Origin of the sequence: Nocardioides sp. SLBN-35 (assembly GCF_006715725.1) — a bacterium.
Lineage (GTDB): Bacteria > Actinomycetota > Actinomycetes > Propionibacteriales > Nocardioidaceae > Nocardioides.
The window spans coordinates 3,143,742-3,160,850 of the sequence record NZ_VFNU01000001.1; the positions used below are offsets into that span (position 1 = coordinate 3,143,742).

Annotated in this window: 14 protein-coding genes; 9 read left to right on the forward strand and 5 right to left on the reverse strand. The window is 73.0% G+C overall.

Annotated features, from left to right (window positions below):
• Positions 1-181: 181 nt before the first annotated feature.
• Complete coding sequence (locus FBY23_RS15275) at positions 182-1,186, reverse strand: zinc-binding alcohol dehydrogenase family protein (protein WP_141798923.1); 1,005 nt, start codon at positions 1,184-1,186, stop codon at positions 182-184.
• A 144-nt stretch (positions 1,187-1,330) separates the two neighbouring features.
• Between FBY23_RS15275 and FBY23_RS15280 the strand changes: the two genes are divergently transcribed.
• Positions 1,331-1,555, forward strand: a complete 225-nt coding sequence (locus FBY23_RS15280; RefSeq protein ID WP_141798924.1) for a DUF1918 domain-containing protein — start codon at positions 1,331-1,333, stop codon at positions 1,553-1,555.
• On the opposite strand, the gene FBY23_RS15285 is transcribed toward FBY23_RS15280, so the two are convergent.
• A complete protein-coding gene (locus FBY23_RS15285) occupies positions 1,507-4,050 on the reverse strand; it encodes a cation-translocating P-type ATPase (RefSeq protein ID WP_141798925.1) in 2,544 nt (847 codons plus the stop codon). The two genes, FBY23_RS15280 and FBY23_RS15285, sit on opposite strands and share 49 nt — an antisense overlap.
• Positions 4,047-4,937 (reverse strand): universal stress protein, encoded by an 891-nt coding sequence (locus tag FBY23_RS15290; RefSeq protein WP_141798926.1) that lies wholly within the window; start codon positions 4,935-4,937, stop codon positions 4,047-4,049. Before FBY23_RS15290 ends, FBY23_RS15285 begins: the two co-directional genes overlap by 4 nt.
• 212 nt (positions 4,938-5,149) lie before the next feature.
• On the opposite strand from FBY23_RS15290, the gene gap reads away from it, so the two are divergent.
• Together gap and FBY23_RS15300 are read left to right on the forward strand one after the other, a co-directional pair.
• Positions 5,150-6,148 carry a type I glyceraldehyde-3-phosphate dehydrogenase gene (gene gap, locus FBY23_RS15295; RefSeq protein ID WP_141798927.1) on the forward strand — a complete coding sequence of 333 codons (999 nt, stop codon included), beginning with the start codon at positions 5,150-5,152 and terminating at the stop codon, positions 6,146-6,148.
• Positions 6,145-6,537 carry a VOC family protein gene (locus FBY23_RS15300; RefSeq protein WP_141798928.1) on the forward strand — a complete coding sequence of 131 codons (393 nt, stop codon included), beginning with the start codon at positions 6,145-6,147 and terminating at the stop codon, positions 6,535-6,537. The genes gap and FBY23_RS15300 overlap by 4 nt, the downstream gene beginning before the upstream one ends.
• 28 nt (positions 6,538-6,565) lie before the next feature.
• Here the strand turns inward: FBY23_RS15300 and FBY23_RS15305 are convergent, their stop codons facing one another.
• A complete protein-coding gene (locus FBY23_RS15305) occupies positions 6,566-8,059 on the reverse strand; it encodes a CYTH and CHAD domain-containing protein (protein WP_160158260.1) in 1,494 nt (497 codons plus the stop codon).
• A gap of 160 nt (positions 8,060-8,219) precedes the next feature.
• Between FBY23_RS15305 and FBY23_RS15310 the strand changes: the two genes are divergently transcribed.
• The 3 genes from FBY23_RS15310 to FBY23_RS26855 all read left to right on the forward strand — a co-directional run bounded on the left by FBY23_RS15310 (position 8,220) and on the right by FBY23_RS26855 (position 11,072).
• A complete protein-coding gene (locus tag FBY23_RS15310) occupies positions 8,220-9,182 on the forward strand; it encodes an ABC transporter ATP-binding protein (RefSeq protein ID WP_141798930.1) in 963 nt (320 codons plus the stop codon).
• Positions 9,121-9,915 carry an ABC transporter permease gene (locus FBY23_RS15315; RefSeq protein ID WP_222117838.1) on the forward strand — a complete coding sequence of 265 codons (795 nt, stop codon included), beginning with the start codon at positions 9,121-9,123 and terminating at the stop codon, positions 9,913-9,915. Before FBY23_RS15310 ends, FBY23_RS15315 begins: the two co-directional genes overlap by 62 nt.
• Before the next feature lie 80 nt (positions 9,916-9,995).
• Complete coding sequence (locus FBY23_RS26855; protein ID WP_313901096.1) at positions 9,996-11,072, forward strand: response regulator transcription factor; 1,077 nt, start codon at positions 9,996-9,998, stop codon at positions 11,070-11,072.
• Between the two features lie 65 nt (positions 11,073-11,137).
• On the opposite strand, the gene FBY23_RS25995 is transcribed toward FBY23_RS26855, so the two are convergent.
• Positions 11,138-11,578, reverse strand: coding sequence for an Hsp20/alpha crystallin family protein (locus tag FBY23_RS25995; RefSeq protein WP_160158261.1), 441 nt, complete (start codon positions 11,576-11,578; stop codon positions 11,138-11,140).
• A 274-nt stretch (positions 11,579-11,852) separates the two neighbouring features.
• Here FBY23_RS25995 and FBY23_RS26000 point away from each other — a divergent pair, with 274 nt between their 5' ends.
• From FBY23_RS26000 to FBY23_RS15340, 3 genes are read left to right on the forward strand one after another with little or no spacing between them, the layout of a single operon-like run.
• On the forward strand, positions 11,853-12,431 hold the full coding sequence (locus tag FBY23_RS26000) for a hypothetical protein (RefSeq protein WP_160158262.1): 579 nt from the start codon (positions 11,853-11,855) through the stop codon (positions 12,429-12,431).
• Between the two features lie 5 nt (positions 12,432-12,436).
• Complete coding sequence (ppsA, locus tag FBY23_RS26335) at positions 12,437-16,339, forward strand: phosphoenolpyruvate synthase (protein WP_141798934.1); 3,903 nt, start codon at positions 12,437-12,439, stop codon at positions 16,337-16,339.
• A complete protein-coding gene (locus FBY23_RS15340) occupies positions 16,336-17,049 on the forward strand; it encodes a universal stress protein (RefSeq protein WP_160158263.1) in 714 nt (237 codons plus the stop codon). Before ppsA ends, FBY23_RS15340 begins: the two co-directional genes overlap by 4 nt.
• Positions 17,050-17,109 lie beyond the last annotated feature (60 nt).

A 17,109-nucleotide genomic window follows, 5' to 3' on the forward strand; every position in this document is an offset into this window, starting at 1 on the left:
TCCGTCATGACGACGGCGGGTCTGTGGTCGGTGACCACCAGTGCTTCGCGGCTGCCGGCGGGCCGGCACTTGCGGGTTCGACCGGCCGTAGGACCGGGGTCTGCCGCATCTCCGATCATGCCCCTCGGCGAGCGCCCGTGGCAGGACCGAAGGTCACCGGAGACCTGCCCGAAGGTCCCGCTCAGGCCTCGGGCATCCGAACCACCGCCGCACCGGCGAACCTGCCCCGGGCCAGGTCGTCCAGTGCCTGGTCCACGGCGGTGAACGGGTAGGTCGTGACCGAGGGCCGCACGTCGAGGGCGGCGGCGAGCCGTAGCAGCTCCTCGCCGTCGGCACGGGTGTTGGCGGTGACCGAGGTCAGCGTGCGCTCGCGGAAGAGGTGTCGCGCGTAGTCGAGAGCCGGGACGTCACTGAGATGGATCCCCGCGATGGCGAGGGTGCCGCCCTGGGAGAGAGCCTCGAGTGCGACGGGGACCAGCTCCCCCACCGGCGCGAACAGGATCGCGCTGTCGAGAGGGCACGGCGGCCGCCCGTCGGCAGGACCGGCCGACGCCGCGCCCAGCTCGAGCGCGAGGTCCCGCGCCGCGGCTTCGCGGGTGAGCACGTGCACCTGGGCTCCCTGCCGGATCGCGATCTGAGCGGTCAGGTGTGCGCTCGCGCCGAAGCCGTAGATCCCGAGCCGGCCGCCCGGCGGCAGGTGGGCGCGCCGCAGCGCTCGGTAGCCGATGATGCCCGAGCAGAGCAGGGGCGCCGCCTCCTCGTCGGAGAAGGCCGCCGGCAGCTCGTAGGCGAACCCCTCCGGCACGACGGCGTACTCGGCGAAGCCTCCGTCCGCGTCCCAGCCGGTGAACGCCGCGTGGATGCACAGGTTCTCCGCTCCGGCGCGGCACGCCTCGCAACGTCCGCACGTCGACCGCAGCCAGGCGATCCCGACCCGGGTGCCGACGTCGAGACGGGTCGTGGACCGACCCGCACCCACCACGACCCCGACCACTTCGTGCCCCGGTACGACGCCGGGGCGGTGGGGTGGCAGCTCGAGGTCGGCGAGGTGCAGGTCGGTCCGGCACACGCCGCATGTCGTGACCCGCACCAGCAGCTCGTCATCGCCGGGGACCGGCACCGACCGGTCCACCGGTCGCAGCCGCCCCGCCCGGCCGGGCATCCCCGACACCTCCCATGCTCGCATCCCCCCATCGTGCGCCCGTCCGTCGCGGCGCAGGAGGGACCCACGGCACCCGCGCCCGAGGACCTACGGCTCTGCCGGCACGCCGCACCACGTCCGAGAGTCGACCTGAACGACGCACCCGCGTCCCGACCTGAGGAGAACGACATGTACGCATCCGTCGGTGACCGCCTGATCGTCCGCAGCAACCGGGTCGGCGGCCCGGTCCGGGACGGCGAGATCCTCCAGGTCCGGCACCCCGACGGCAGTCCGCCGTACGTCGTGCGCTGGTCGGACAACGGTCACGAGTCCGTGTTCTTCCCCGGGCCCGATGCCGAGGTCCATCACTTCCAGGACGGCCTCGCGCCCGATCCCGGCGACGACGCGGGCTGAGCCGCCGGACGGCGGCCCGCGCTCACCTTGACGACCGCGCCCGGAAGCACCGCCAGGGCGAGCACCGTGGCCCAGGCCGCCGGTCCGACGGATCGGGTCCCGAGCAGCTCCTGCAACGGCGTCCAGGTGGCGGCCAAGACCTGGAGCCCGACCGCGGCGGCGACCGACAGCTCGAGCGCCCGCTCCCCTAGCCCACGCGTCGAGCGTGGTGCGCGCAGAGCCAGGGCGAGTGCCAGCTGGGCGAGGCCGAGCGTCAGGAACACCACCGTCGTGGTGGGCCAGGAGTGGGCGGTCGCCAGCAGGCCCGCCGCGATGCTGACTCCGGCGATCAGGAGCCCTCCGACGACGATCCGCCGTACCAGGCCCTCACCGAGCACGGACCGCTCCGGCGATGGCGACGGTCGCTGCATGAGGCGGGGGTCCAGGGGCTCGCCGCCGAAGGCCACGCCGGGGATGCCGTGCGTCAGCATGTTGATCCACAGGATCTGCCCCGGAAGGAGGGGCGTCGCGATCCCGACGAACGGTGCGACCAGGATGACCAGCACCTCGGCCAGTCCTCCGGAGAGGCCGTAGCGCAGGAACGTGCGGATGTTGGCGTAGATCCGGCGGCCCTCGGCCACCGCGGTCACGACGGTCCGCAGGTCGTCGTCGGCCAGCACCAGGTCCGCCGCCTGCCGGGCGACCTCGGTGCCGTGCTTCCCCATGGCGACCCCGATGTCCGCACGCCGCAGTGCCGGTGCGTCGTTCACGCCGTCCCCGGTCATCGCCACCACGTGTCCGCGTGCTTGCCAGGCGTCGATGATGTCGACCTTCTGCTCAGGATGGGTCCGCGCGTACACGTCGATCCGCTCGACCCGCGCCACGTGCTCGCCCCGCGCGACCACGTCTCCGTCGACGACCTCCCCGTCGGGGCGCGCGATGCCGACCTCGCGGGCGACGGCCAGAGCCGTCTCGGCGTGGTCGCCCGTGACGAGGAGCGGACGGATCCCGGCGGCCCGACAGGCGCTCACCACCGCCGCCGCATCGTCGCGCGGCGGGTCGATCATGCCGACCAGCCCGACCAGCTCGGGTGCCCGGTCGGGCGCGCCGTCGGCGACCGCGAGAACGCGGAAGCCCGCACGGGCCATCGCGTGCGCCTCTGCCCGCGCCCGGTCGGCCACCGCACGGTCCGCGAGCCCGTCCAGCACCGTCTCGGGTGCGCCCTTGACCACCACCAGACGTCCTCCCGTGGCGTCCTCGTGCACGGTCGTCATCGACCGGCTCTCGCTGTCGAACGGGGTCTCGTCGACCCGGCGCCACTCCCGAGGAGCGTGCAACAGCCCCTCGTCCAGCCGAGCCGCGGCGACCAGCAGCGCCACCTCCAGCGGGTCCCCGATCCCGGACCACCCGTCTCCGACCGGAGTGAGCCGCGCGTCGTTGCACAGCACCACGTCACGCAGGAGCCGCTCGACCGCGCTCCCGTCGGCGCTCGCGCCCCGCACCGCACCGTCGCGGCCGTACGCCGGACCGTCCACGTCGCAGGCGCCCTCGGCCGTCCACGTCCGGCGTACCGTCATCCGTCCCTCGGTGAGGGTGCCGGTCTTGTCGGAGGCGAGCACGGACACCGAGCCCAGCGTCTCGACAGCCGGCAACCACCGCACGATCGCCGATCGCCGTGCCATCCGGAGCGCACCGAGCGCGAGCGCGACCGAGACGACGGCCGGGAGCGACTCGGGGATCGCCGCGACCGCGAGGCTCACGGCGAGGATCAGGGAGTCGGCCAGGGGCTCGCCTCGCAGCACCGCCAGCAGGAGCACCACGGCGGCGAGGCCGGCCGTGATCCACACCAGCTGTCGCGACAGGCGGGAGAGACGACGCTGCAGCGGCGTGGGACGCAGTCCCGTCGCCGCGATCAGCACCGCGATCCGGCCCAGGCCGCTCTGCGCCCCGGTCCGCACCACCGCTGCCACGGCCCGGCCACGGGTCACGACCGTGCCGGAGAGCACCTCCTCACCGGTACCGCGCCGCACCGGTACCGACTCCCCCGTCATCGCAGCCTCGTCGACCTCCAACGCGACGGCCTCGCCGAGCGACAGGTCGGCGGGCACGACGTCGCCGGCCTCGAGCCGCACTTCGTCCCCGACGACCAGCTGGGCAGCGGGCAGCTCGACGAACCGCCCGTCGCGCCGCACCCTGGCCTGGGGCGAGGCGAGCTCGTCCAGCACCGCGACCGCATGCTCGGCGCGCACCTCCTGAACGACGCCGATGACCGTGTTGAGGACCACGACCGCGCCGATGATGGTCGCATCGACCCGATCGCCCAGGACCAGCACGACCACCAGTGCCGCGCAGAGCAGCACGATCATCGGGTCGGCGAGCTGCCGGGCCACCCTGGCGATCAGGCTGCGCGGTGCGGCCCGCGGGATGACGTTCTCACCGTCGCGTTCGAGGCGCCGGGTGGCCTCCGCCGAGGTCAGGCCGCGGCCCTCCATCAGTCGTGGCCCGAGCGCCGTCATCCGTCCGCGCTCGTGCCCGGCGCGACGACCTCCACCGGCACGTGCGAGGCGCGCAGCACCGAGCGCGCCGTCGCACCGAGATGGGCCCAGTGCAACGGTCCGTGCGGGCGGCGGCCGATCAGCAGGAGGTCGCTGGCCTCCGAGCCCTCGACCAAGGCCTGGGCGGCCTGGCCGTGCACGACCACGGTCTCCACCGCGACGCCGGGGTAGGCACGCCGCCACTCCTCCAGGACGGTGGACAGCAGCTTCGCGCCGGCGGCGCGCCACTCGCGCACGTAGCGGTGCGGGTCGATCACGTCGCTGTACGGGACCGGCAGGTCCCACGCGTGGATGACGACCAGCTCGGCGCCGCGTTGCGCGGCGCGCTCGAACGCACGACCCAGCAGGGGGCGGGCGCAGTCCTCGGACTCGATGCCGACCACCATCCGTCCGTGCTCCACCAGCTGCCAGTCGGCGGGGACGACGACCGTCGGCACCGAGGTGCGCCCCGCGACCGTGGCCGTCGTCGCGCCGGTCAGCAGCCGCCGGACTGCACTCCTCGTCTCCCGGCCCAGGACCACCATCTGCCCGTCGCCCGCAGCCGCCACCAGCTCGTCCGCCTGCGCTCCGGCTGCGAGGACCGTCTCGATGCTGAGATCGGTCCCGAGCGAGCGGGCAGTCGCCTCGGCATCGGCCAGGACCGTGCGTCCGTGGGCCCGCAGGTCCTCGGCGATGTCCGGCGCGAATCCGAACATCGGCTCGGAGAGTGCCGCCGGCGGCGCCACGTGAACGATCCTGAGCGCGACGGCGCGACGTCGGGCCTCGTGGACCGCGTACCGCAGCGCTCCGGCGCTGCGCTCGGTCCCGTCCGTCGCAACGACGATGGGCGCGTGGTTGTCGACCTGCATGGCGGAACCTCCGGTTGTCGAGTGACTCACCGCGATCGTGTCGGTCACCGGGGCCGCTACTGCAGGGTCCGGCGTCGGCAGGCCGGAGGCCTTTGGTCCCGACGACTCGTGCCTGACGCCCCCGGCACGACCGGCCGTCCAGGAAGCACGCTGACCACCGAGCGCAGCCGCGCCACGACGGCAACGACAGCAACGACGGTCAGGAGACGAGCATGGTTCGCATCGGCATCAACGGAGCAGGTCGGATCGGGCGGGCCTTCCTGAGGCTCGCGGCCACGGAGCCCGACCTCGAGGTCGTGGCCGTCAACGACCTCACCGACGTCGCGACGCTGCGCCACCTCCTGCGTCGCGACAGCACCTTCGGCGCGTTCCCCACCCGGGTCGAGGTCGGTGGCGACGACCTCCTTCTGGTGGGCGAACGCAAGGTCGCGGTGACCCGCAGCGCGGATCCCGGCGACCTCGACTGGACGGCGTACGACGTGGACGTGGTGCTCGAGAGCACCGGCCGGTTCCGCAGCAGGGAGCTCGCCCAGGTCCACCTCGCGGGAGGGGCACGGAAGGTGGTGCTGTCCTCACCCGGCAAGGACGTCGACGCGACGATCGTGATGGGGGTCAACGACTCGACGTACGACCCCGGTCGTCATCACGTCGTCTCGAACGCGTCGTGCACCACCAACTGCGCCGCGCCCATGGTGAAGGTGCTCCAGGAGGCGTTCGGGATCCAGCACGGCCTGATGACGACGGTCCACGCCTACACCAACGACCAGAACCTGCTCGACGCCCCGCACAAGGATCCGCGGCGCGCTCGCGCCGGGGCGGTCAACATCATCCCCACCTCGACGGGAGCGGCCCGTGCGGTCGGCGAGGTGATCCCCGCGGTCGCGGGTCGCCTCGACGGCCGGGCTCTGCGGGTTCCCGTCGTCGACGGCTCGATCGTCGACCTCAGTGTCCTGCTGGATCGCAACGTCAGCGCCGCCGACGTCAACGCCGCGTTCGCGAAGGCGGCGAAGACGGGGCCGCTGGCCGGACTGCTCACCTACGAGGACGACCCGCTGGTCTCCTCCGACGTCGTACGCGACCCGGCGTCGTGCGTGTTCGACAGCACGCTCACCCAGGCCTCGGGACGGCTGGTGAAGGTCTTCGGCTGGTACGACAACGAGTGGGGCTACACCTGCCGGCTCGCCGACCTGGTCCGCCTGGTGTCCCGATGAGCCGCCCCGAGGTGCCCGCCCCGGGGCGCGGCGTCATCCACTGGGAGATCGGCGCCCGGGACGCCGAACGCCTGCGCAAGTTCTACGCGGACCTGTTCGGGTGGGAGATCAGGGACGCCGGCCCCGGATACTCGCTGATGGTGTCCGACGGCGACGGCATCGGTGGCGGCATCCTGCAGGTCGAGGATCCGATGCCGACGTACTTGACCGTCCACGTCGGAGTCGATGACGTCGAGACCGTCCTGGCACGCAGCGCCACGCTGGGTGCGACCGAGACGGTCGCGCCGACCTTGATCCCCGGCGTCGGGTACTTCGCGATGTTCCGGGACCCCGAGGGGCACGACATCGGTATCCTCGCTCCCCTGCCGACTCGGCCTCTGCAGAGCTGACCGCGCGCCGTCGGTGGCCGTCGGTGGCTCACGAGAGCCAGCGAGCATGCCTCGAGTGCCGCAGCCGTAGCCATTCCTCGCCGTACGTCGCGCGCTCGGCGGACTGTTCGGCTCCCAGCTCATCGACGATCCTCGCCACTGTCAGGGAGCGCTCCCGCCCGAACCCGGCGACGGCCACCCTGGCGACCGCATCGTCGTGATGCCGCCCGAGCGCCTCCTGCAGGGAGGCCATCGCCTCCGCGAGGTCCGTCGCACGCTCGCCGAGCCGCCCCTGCGCGGCCTCGGCCGCGTAGCGCAGCCGCTTCGCCACCTTCCGCACCTCGTGCAGCGACTCGTCCCGTCGAGCGGAAGGGGCATGCTCGGCCGCCTTCGCCGCGGCCTCGAGCCGCGTCCACTCGGCGCGCAGGCCACGGCGGAGCTCACGACGTGCGGGGCGCCGGGCGTTCGGCGACCAAGGCGGCCACGCGGCCGGATCCGTGAGGGCCAGGACCAGGGCGTCGTACCGCCCGCCGTCCAGGGCACGACGTGCGGTCTCGCGAGCCGCCGCCAGGTCGCGGGCCAGGGCCTCGTCGATCCAGGCCTCCTGCGCCGCGTCGGTGGATTCGTGCTGGGCCACCAGCGCACCGAGATGGTCGCGGAGCACCTCCAGGTCACGCTCGCGTCCCAGGACGTCGACCAGCCAGCCCAGCTCGGCGCGCACGTGCGAGGCTGCCCGGCGGTCGAAGTCACGGCGGTAGCAGGCCAGGACCGCCCGGATCCGGCGGCACGCGACGCGCATCTGGTGTACCGCGTCGGGCAGATCGGCACGCACCTGCGGATCGAGCTGACGCAACCGGCGCACCTGCGCATCGAGGTAGGGCGCCAACACGTCACGGGCACTCGCGGCGCCCGGGCTCGCCCCGGTCACGTCCTGCGGAGGCACGACATCCAGCACGTGGGCCAGCTTGGAGGCATACCTCGACGGCGATGCCCCCGCCTCCCGGAGACGGGCGGTCGTCGCGCGGGCCAGCTCGGCGTCGTCCTCGGTGAGCTCGACCTCCCACTCGCGCCAGACCAGTCGAGCCTCCCGCTCGCCGCGCCGGCGTTCGCCGACGACCCGGTCGTCGCAGACCTCGGCGACGAGGTTCCCGGCAGCATCGACGACGGGCAACACCGTGCGTCGGGTGCTGACCGTGCCGACCTTCCTCAGACGTGCGCCTCGCGTCGTGCCCCGCAACAGCTCCTCCAGCCGCTGCGGGACCCGCTCGTCGTCACCCAGCGGGACCCGGACCTCGTGACGGCCCTTGTCGCTCGGCAGCTTCAGGTGCCAGCCTGCGTCCTCGCCGCCACGGCGACGACGCAGCGTGATGCCCAGGCTCATCAGGTCGAGGGCGGCGGTGTCGTAGTAGCTGGCCTCGAGATCGACCTCCCTGGGCGCGCCGACGGCGCCCGCACGAGGCAGACCGGTGAGGTCGGGGAGCGTGGCGTCGACAGGCACCTCGAACTTCGACTCGATCTCCAAGACGTGCGTGTCGACGCTCATGCTTCCTCCGTCCGAAGTGCTCTCCGGCTCGATCGTCTCGTGGTGCCGGGCCGCCGACAGGGGCCCAAGGTCCTGCTGCGGGCGGCAGTTCGCCTCTGACCGGTGCCTGTCAGCGTGGCCACGATGGACGACTGGCGGCGCGAGGAAGGAGACCCACGCCATGGGAGCGCGAAGTCCTGCCGTCCGGACCACCGGACTGAGCAAGCGGTTCGGCAAGAGCGTGGCCCTCACGCATCTGGACCTGGTCGTCGCGCCGGGCACGATCTGCGGGTTCCTGGGCCCCAACGGGGCTGGCAAGACGACCGCCATCAAGCTGCTCGCCGGCCTGTACCGCCCCACGGCCGGGAGCGTCGAGGTCCTCGGGCACGACGTGGCCAGCGCGCGCGACCGCGTGCAGGCATCGATCGGCTACCTGCCGGGCGACTTCACCGGGTACGCCGACCAGTCGGGTCGCCGCTTCCTGCGACTCCTCGCGCAGCTTCGTGGCGGCGTGGACGACTCCTTCGTCGCGCACCTGGCCGAGCGACTCGAGGTCGACCTCGAGCGCCGGATCGGGACGCTGTCGCGGGGGAACCGACAGAAGATCGGCATCATCCAGGCGTTCATGAACCAGGCCCCGCTCCTCCTGCTCGACGAGCCCACCAGCGGCCTCGACCCCCTCATGCAGCGAGAGTTCCACCTGATGCTCCACGAGGCGAGGGACCGCGGCCAGACCGTGCTGCTGAGCTCGCACGTGCTCTCGGAGGTCGCCGAGGTCGCTGACGACGTGGCCATCCTGCGCGAGGGCTCGCTGCTCGACCTGCGCTCGATGGCCGACCTGCGCTGCGGCCTCTCCCGTCGCGTCGAGCTCCGGTTCGGGGACGACGTCCCCGCAGCCGCGATCCGCCAGGTCGCCGGCGTGCACAACCTGGAGGTCCTCGGCCTGACGGCCCGGCTCGATCTGACCGGCGAGGCAGCCGAGCTGCTGCGGGCGGTCCTCCCCTACGACCTGCGCGACGTACAGATCCACGACACCGAGCTGGCCGATGTCTTCCTCGGCTACTACACCCAGGAGGCCCCCCGTGCTCACGATCTGCCGCAAGGCACTGTGGGATCAGCGCCGCACCCTGCCCGCCTGGGCTAGCGGCATCGTCCTCTCCGTCGTTCTCGAGGCGGCGATGTGGCCGTCGATCTCGTCGATGTCCTCGCTCGACTCCTACCTGACCGAGTTCCCCGAGGCGCTCAAGGACATGTTCTCGATCGACCAGATGTCGACAGGCACCGGCTTCCTCAACGCCGAGCTGTTCTCCTTGATGCTGCCCCTGCTCTTCGTGATCTTCGGCATCCTGCGCGGAGCGCGAGCACTCGCCGGGGAGGAGGAGGCCGGAACGCTCGACCTGCTGCTGGTGACACCCCTGTCCACCACTCGACTGCTCCTCGGTGAGGCCCTCGCGCTGACCGTGGCGATCACGGTGCTGGGCGTCGCGACACTCGGCGGCACCCTGGCCGGCAGCGCGCTCTTCGACCTCGGGATCCCGGTCCGCTCGGCCGCGGCGGGCGCGAGTGCGTGCACCCTGCTGGGGCTGGTCCACGGCGTCCTGGCGCTGACGGCCGGCGCCGTCCTGGGCCGGCGCGGTCCGGCCATCGGCGTGGCGACCGCGGCCGCGCTCGCGGCCTACGTCCTCTACGTGGGCGGTCTCTTCGTCGACCGGCTCTCGGACGTCCGGGGCATCTCCCCGTTCCACCAGGCCCTGCACGCGGGTCCGCTCGCCACCGACTTCCCGGTCTCGTTCCTCACCCTGCTGCTGGTGTCGGCCGGTCTGGTCGCGCTCGCCCTGCCTGTGTGGGCGCGGCGCGACATCGGCGCGCATCGCTGAGCAGGCTCGGGACGTGACGTGCCGCGCCCCGGGACCTTTGACCCTGCCCGTGCGGATCCCGCCGAGGGATGCTGAGCCTCATGCAGGCTCCTGAGATCGGCGCGTGGAGGTGTGCGCTCGCCCTCCTCACCAGCGGCCCCGTCGAGCGCGCGGCGCGGCTCCGGGAGGTCGACGCGGTCCTCGACGACCTGCCGTCCCACCTCGGTGCTCCGCTGCGCCGCGCCGTCGCCGCGCTCACGGACCCGCTGGGCACCACGATGTCCGAACCCTCGCCGGCCTCATGCGACGCGGATGTGGCCGACCTGTGCAACATCCTCGACACCGCCACGACCTCCGACCCCCTCGGAGGCGGGCTGGTCCTGCGTGAGCGTCGCGAACGGATCGAGGCGCTGCAAGCCCGCCTCGAGGCGGCAGCGAGTCCCTGGGAGGGGGCCGTCGACGCGGTGTGCGCCAGCTTCCGCGCACAGCCCGCGAGGCTGACGGTGGTGCCCGATCCCGAGGTCCGGCGGCTCGACGACGGCCCTGCACGGCTGCGGGTGTTCCTGCTCGACGACCACGAAGTCGTCCGGCGGGGCCTGCGCGACCTGCTGGAGGGCACCGGGGAGTTCGAGGTGGTCGGCGAGAGCGGCAGTGCCGTCCGGGCCCGGGCGATCATCCCGGCACTACGACCGCACGTCGCCGTCCTCGACGGGCGACTCCCCGACGGCACCGGCATGGAGGTCTGCCGCGACGTCCGCTCCGTCGATCCCACCATCCAGGCACTGATCCTGACGTCCTACGACGACGATGACGCCCTCTTCACCGCCATCCTCGCCGGTGCGGCCGGCTACGTCCTCAAGCAGGCGTCGAGCGAGGACCTCGTCGACGCCGTACGCGTCGTCGCCGGCGGCCGCTCACTCATCGACCCCGCTCTGACCGCCCGCGTCCTCGACCGGCTGCGCAGCCCCGAGCCCGAGAGCGACACGCTGGTCGGCATCACCGACCGTGAACAGGAGATCCTCGACCTGATCGCGGACGGACTGACCAACCGGCAGATCGGCGAACGACTGTGCCTGGCCGAGAAGACCGTCAAGAACTACGTCTCGACACTCCTGGCCAAGCTCGGCCTCGAGCGCCGCACGCAGGCGGCGGTCCTGGCCACACGCCTGCGCCGCTGACCCTGCGACACGCGACAGCGGCTCCCTCCTGCCCGGGCAGGAGGGAGCCGCTGTCGGTCTCCACGTCAGGATGCGCCCGCCGCGTCCTGGGTCCCATGGGCGATCGGGACCTGGACCGGCGCCGCCTCGGGCTCGGCCACGGGCATCGACACGGTCAGCACACCGGCGTCGTAGGTCGCCGTGACGTCCTCCGCGCGGCAGCCGTGCGGCAGCCGCAGGCGGCGCGTGAACGAGCCGCAGTGCATCTCGGAGCGGTACTTGTCGTGCTCCTCTCCGCGTCGCTCCCCGTGGATCGTCAGAGCGTCGTCCGCGATGCTCACCTCGACGTCCTTGTCGGGGTCGATCCCGGGCAGGTCGGCACGCACGACGTAGTGCCCGTCGTCGACGTACTCCTCCACGGGGATGTAGCCGTCGTTCAGGACCGCCCGGAACGGTCCTGTCGTCTCCAGCCAGTCGAACACGTCGGTGAGCGGGGTGAAGCCACCCCTGCGAACCAGTTGCGTCATGGTCTCCATGTCCTTTCTCGGGATCCCCCGCACTCGGGAGGCGGGGCGTGCCTCCATCGTGTGACGCGGCACGGCGCCGCAGAGCGGCCATTGGTCCCCGTCAGCGCGGACGAACGGCCCGAGCTGTGCGGACGACGTCGAAAGGCCGGCTGCCTGCCGTCCCTCGTGACCTTGGTCCCGTCGGATCCCGTCCCTCGCCCCTGCCGGGCTGACGCCCACAGGAGTGGGATCGAGGAGGCAGTCGACAGCGAGACGAAGGAGAGGTGCGAGGGCGATGCACGAGCGAAGGACGGCGCAAGGACTGGCACGCAGGCTCGGGATCGAGCGCAACCCCCTGCGCCGGCGCAGCGACCGTCTCGAGACCCGCGCCCGCATCGCCGCCCTGCTGCTCTGCGCGGTCGCGGTTCCCGTCGCGGTCGAGGCCGGTGTCCTGGCCCACCACCACCTGTCGGCCGCCGCCGCGCACGAGGTGGCGACGCGACAGCGCCACACGGCCGTCGTCGTGGACGAGCCCCACGTGAGCGCGGCACGGTCCGTGCTCGTGACGACGGCCCGCGTCGCGTGGACCGGTACGTCGGGCGAGACCAGGAGGGCGACGGTCCTCGCACCGCCCGGCACCCGGGGCGGTGATCGGATGACGGTCTGGAGCACGCCGGACGGCGTCGTCACCGCCCCGCCCCTGTCCGGTCGCGACGTGCTGGCGCTCGCGGTCCTGACCGGAGCCGGCCTGGTCCTCGGCGCGGTCGCCCTGAGCCTGGTGCTCCTCGCCGTGCTGCGCCGGCTGCTCGACCGCCGGCGCCTGCGTGCCTGGGAGACGGAGTGGGCCCAGATCGACACCGCCGGGCGGCGGTGACGACGATGACCACCCCCGCCCCCTCCCAGCCCCTCACGACGTCCACGGACCGCGCGTTCGTCCGCTCCTTCTCCGACGTCGGCCTGGCCGACATCGCGCAGGTCGGTGGCAAGAACGCCGGCATCGGCGAGCTGCACCGGATCCTGGTCGACACCACGGTGCGGGTCCCGGACGGATTCGCCGTCACGGCCGACGCCTACCGTCACACCCTCACCGCGGCCGGCCTGTGGCGGCCCTTGGCCGAGGTCTTCACGGATCTCGACCTCGACGCTCCCGACGACCTCGCGCGCCGCGCGGACCGGGCGCGCGGCCTCGTCGAGGGCGCCGGCCTTCCCGGCGACCTCGCTGCGCAGGTGCGCCGCTCCTACCGCGCCCTGGAGCAGGTCCACGGCCCCGGAGTCGCGGTCGCGGTCCGGAGCAGCGCGACCGCGGAGGACCTGCCCGAGGCGAGCTTCGCGGGCCAGCACGACTCGTACCTCCAGGTGAGCGGCCTCGACGATCTTCTCGACGCGGTGCGGCGCTGCTTCGCCAGCGCGTTCACCGCGCGCGGCGTGCACTACCGCGCCCGGCACGGCTTCGGCCAGCTCGACGTCGCGCTCTCGGTGGGAGTCATGACCATGGTGCGCTCCGCGTCCTCGGGCGTCGCCTTCACGCTCGATCCCGAGTCCGGCCACCGCGGAGTCGTGCTGGTCACCTCCTCCTGGGGAGTGGGCGAGACCATCGTCCAGGGAAGGGTCGACCCCGACGAGTTCCACGTGCACAAGACCACCTACGAGGCCGGATTCCGGTCGGTGCTGCACCGCCGCCTCGGCGGCAAGGAGGTACGCACCGTGATCGGCCCCACCGGCCTGGTCGACGAGCCCACCCCGGAGCCCGACCGCCGGCGGTTCAGCCTGGCCGACGACGACGTCCTGGACCTCGCCGGCGCCGCACTGGCGATCGAGCGGCACGTCGGTCGCCCGATGGACGTCGAGTGGGCCAGGGACGAGGCGGACGAGCACCTGTACGTCGTCCAGGCTCGCCCGGCCACGGGCACGGCCACCCGCGACACCAGCGTCCTGGAGCGCTTCGCCGTGCTCTCCCCCGGTCCCGTCCTCGTCACCGGCAGGGCGGTCGGGAGCCGGGCCGCGACGGGGCGGGTCCGGGTCGTCCGCTCCACCGCGGACCTGGCAGCCTTCCGGCCGGGCGAGGTGCTGGTCGCCGCCACGACCACCCCGGACTGGGAGCCGGTGATGAAGACAGCCGCCGCCGTGGTCACCGACCGAGGCGGACGGACCTGCCACGCTGCCATCATCGCCCGCGAGCTGGGCCTGCCGGCCGTGGTCGGGTGCGGCGAGGCGACCACGCTGCTGCACGACGGGGACGACGTCACCGTCTCCTGCGCAACAGGCGAGACCGGACACGTGCACCAGGGCCGCGCCGAGATCAGCGTCGAGCAGGTGCGGCTCGACGAGCTGCCGCGCCCCCGCACCCGGCTGATGGTCAACCTGGGCAACCCCTCGCTCGCCCTCGCCACCTCGCTGCTGCCGTCCGACGGCGTCGGCCTGGCCCGGACCGAGTTCATCTTCAGCGCGTCGGTGCGCGTGCACCCGCTCGCCGCGCTGCACCTCGAACGCGTGACCGACCCGGCCGAGCGGGCTCGGGTGGAGGCGCTGGTGGGACCGGACGGAGCGTCGTACGTCGTCCGGCGGCTCGCCGAAGGGGTGGGCATGATCGCCGCCGCGTTCCACCCCCGCCCGGTCGTCGTCCGCCTCTCCGACTTCAAGACCAACGAGTACGCCGACCTGCTCGGCGGTGCGGACTTCGAACCCCGCGAGGAGAACCCCATGCTCGGGTTCCGCGGGGCCTCCCGCTACGCCCATCCCTCCTACGCCGAGGGCTTCGCGCTCGAGTGCGAGGCGATGCGCAGGGTCCGTGACGAGATGGGCCTGACGAACGTCGTCCTGATGCTCCCGTTCGTACGACGCCTCCCCGAGGCGGACCTCGTCCTCACCCGGATGTCCGAGCTCGGGCTCGCGCGGGGACGCAACGGCCTCGAGGTCTACGCGATGTGCGAGATCCCCAACAACGTCGTGCTGGTCGACGACTTCGCCCGTCGCTTCGACGGTCTGTCGATCGGCTCCAACGACCTGACCCAGCTCACGCTCGGGGTCGACCGGGACAGCGACGTCGTCGCCTTCGACTACGACGAGCGGGATCCCGGCGTGCTGCGGATGATCGAGCTCGCCATCGACGGCTGTCGCCGCAACGGCATCCACTCCGGCATCTGCGGCCAGGCGCCATCCGACCATCCCGATCTCGCGCAGCGTCTGGTGCGCGCCGGGATCGACTCGATCAGCCTCAGTCCCGACAGCCTGGTGCCGATGCTCCAGATCGTCCACGACGCGGAGGCAGCCATCGCCGCGGACACAGCCCGGCCCACGGGTCCGAGCGAGCTCCGCGAGCCGTGGTGCGCCGCGCAGGAGACCCATTCCGGCACCGTGATCCTCCTCGGCGAGCTCGCGTACAAGGTCAAGAAGCCCGTGCGACTCGGCTTCCTCGACTTCAGCGACCGGGCGACGAGGCAACGGGTCTGCGAGCGCGAGGTCGAGCTGAACCGCCGCCTGGCCCCCGATGTGTACCTCGGCGTGGGTGCTCTCTCCGCGCCCGGCCAGGACGCCGAGCCGGCCGTGGTCATGCGCCGGCTGCCGGAGGAGCGCCGGCTCAGCCACCTGGTGCGCAGCGGCCAGGACGTGAGCGACGAGGTGCGGGCGATCGCCCACCAGGTCGCGGCCTTCCACACCCGGGCCCGGACCGGCCCCGAGATCGCCCGCGAAGGGACCCGCCAGGCCCTGCGATCGCGGTGGGAGGCCAACATCGCCCGGGCCCGTGCCACCGGACACCCCGGCCTCCGGTCGACGGCGCTGGCAGAGGTGTCGCTCCTGGTCAGCCGCTTCCTCGCGGGCCGCGAGGACCTCTTCGCCGACCGCTTGCGGCGAGGAGCGGTCGTCGACGGCCACGGGGACCTGACGGCAGACGACGTCTTCTGCCTCGACGACGGCCCGCGCCTCCTCGACTGTCTCGAGTTCGACGACCGCCTGCGCTACGTCGACCGGCTCGACGACATCGCCTTCCTCGCGATGGGGCTGGACCAGCTCGGCGCACCCGACTCCGCCCGCCTGCTCGTGGACACGTGGGCAGCGGCCCTCGACGATCCCGCACCACCGTCACTGGTGCACCACTTCATCGCCTACCGCGCCTTCGTCCGGGCCGAGGTCGGCGCGCTGCACGGGGCCCAGCACGAGGCCGACGTCACGTCCTACCTCGCCACCTCGCTGACCCACCTGCGTGCCGGCGCGGTGAAGCTCGTCCTCCTCGGCGGTCCCCCGGCGTCCGGGAAGTCGACCCTGGCCGGGTCCGTCGCCGACCGGCTCGGCATGGTCGTGCTCTCGACGGACCGCGTCCGCAAGGAGATCGCCGGGATCGACCCGACCAGCCACGCGCCGGCGCCCTACGGCGCGGGGATCTACACGCCTGAGCACACACGGGCGACGTACGCCGCCCTGCTCGACCGGGCCCAGCGCCTCCTCGCCCGCGGCGAGTCCGTCGTGCTCGACGGAACCTGGAGCCACGCGGACGACCGCGCACGAGCCGCCGAGCTGGCCGCGCGGGCCACGGCCGACCTGGTCGAGCTGCGCTGCGAGATCGACGAGGCGACCGCCCGGCGCAGGTTCGTCACCCGCGACTCGATCTCCGACGCCGACCAGGAGGTCGCGGCCCGGATGCGGGTCGACGCCGACCACTGGCCGACCAGCCACCCGATCGACACCGGGACCGACCTGGTCACCTCGACCGACCAGGCATGCCGCCTGGTCCGCCCCCATCCCCTGCCCTCGGCGCTGCCGTTCGGTGCGCGCCCGCCGTCGTGAGACCGGCGACGGTGCCGCACGGCGCGGTCGTGGTCGGCATCGACGAGCGTCGCTCGGGCTGCGCGGCCCGGGCCTGGGCGAACACCGTGGCGACCAAGGAACGACGCCCGCTCGTCGTGACACGTGCACCACACCCGGCCCGAGTGCTGGGCAGCCTGTCCGAGCGCGCCCACCTCGTGGTCGTCGGCGCCGGACAGCGCGGCTCGGACTCCGCTCTCGTCCGAAGGAGCCGGTGCCCGGTGGTCGTCGTGCCCGACGACGTGGGGCACGGCCACGGTGTGGTCGTCGGGATCGGCGGCGTCCCGGGTTCGCTCGGCACCGTCGAGTTCGCCTTCCACACCGCCTCGTTGCTGGGCGAGCCTCTGATCGTCGTCCACTGCTACCAGGAGGCCGAGCGCATGTCGGGGCGTGCGCTCGTGTCGCCTCCCCACTCCGACCTCGCCGAGGAGCGCCTGCTCGTCGCCGAGACACTGGCCGGCCTGCGTCCGGGCTATCCCGAGGTCGCGGTCGGGGTCCGCCTCGAGCGCGGCCTGCCCGAGGACGTCCTCGGCGACCTGGCCCACGACGCCGCACTGGTCGTGGTCGGCGAGACGAGGCACGGGTTGCTCACCGACCTCGTGCTCGGCTCGGTCGCGCGCAGCCTCCTCGCACGCGGATCGTGTCCCGTGGCCGTCGTTCCCCGCCCCGGTCCCGCGACGTTGGGGCCCTGACGGACTCGGGACCTTCGGCCCTGCCCCGGACCCGCGACACGGTGCAGGCTGGTCGTCGAG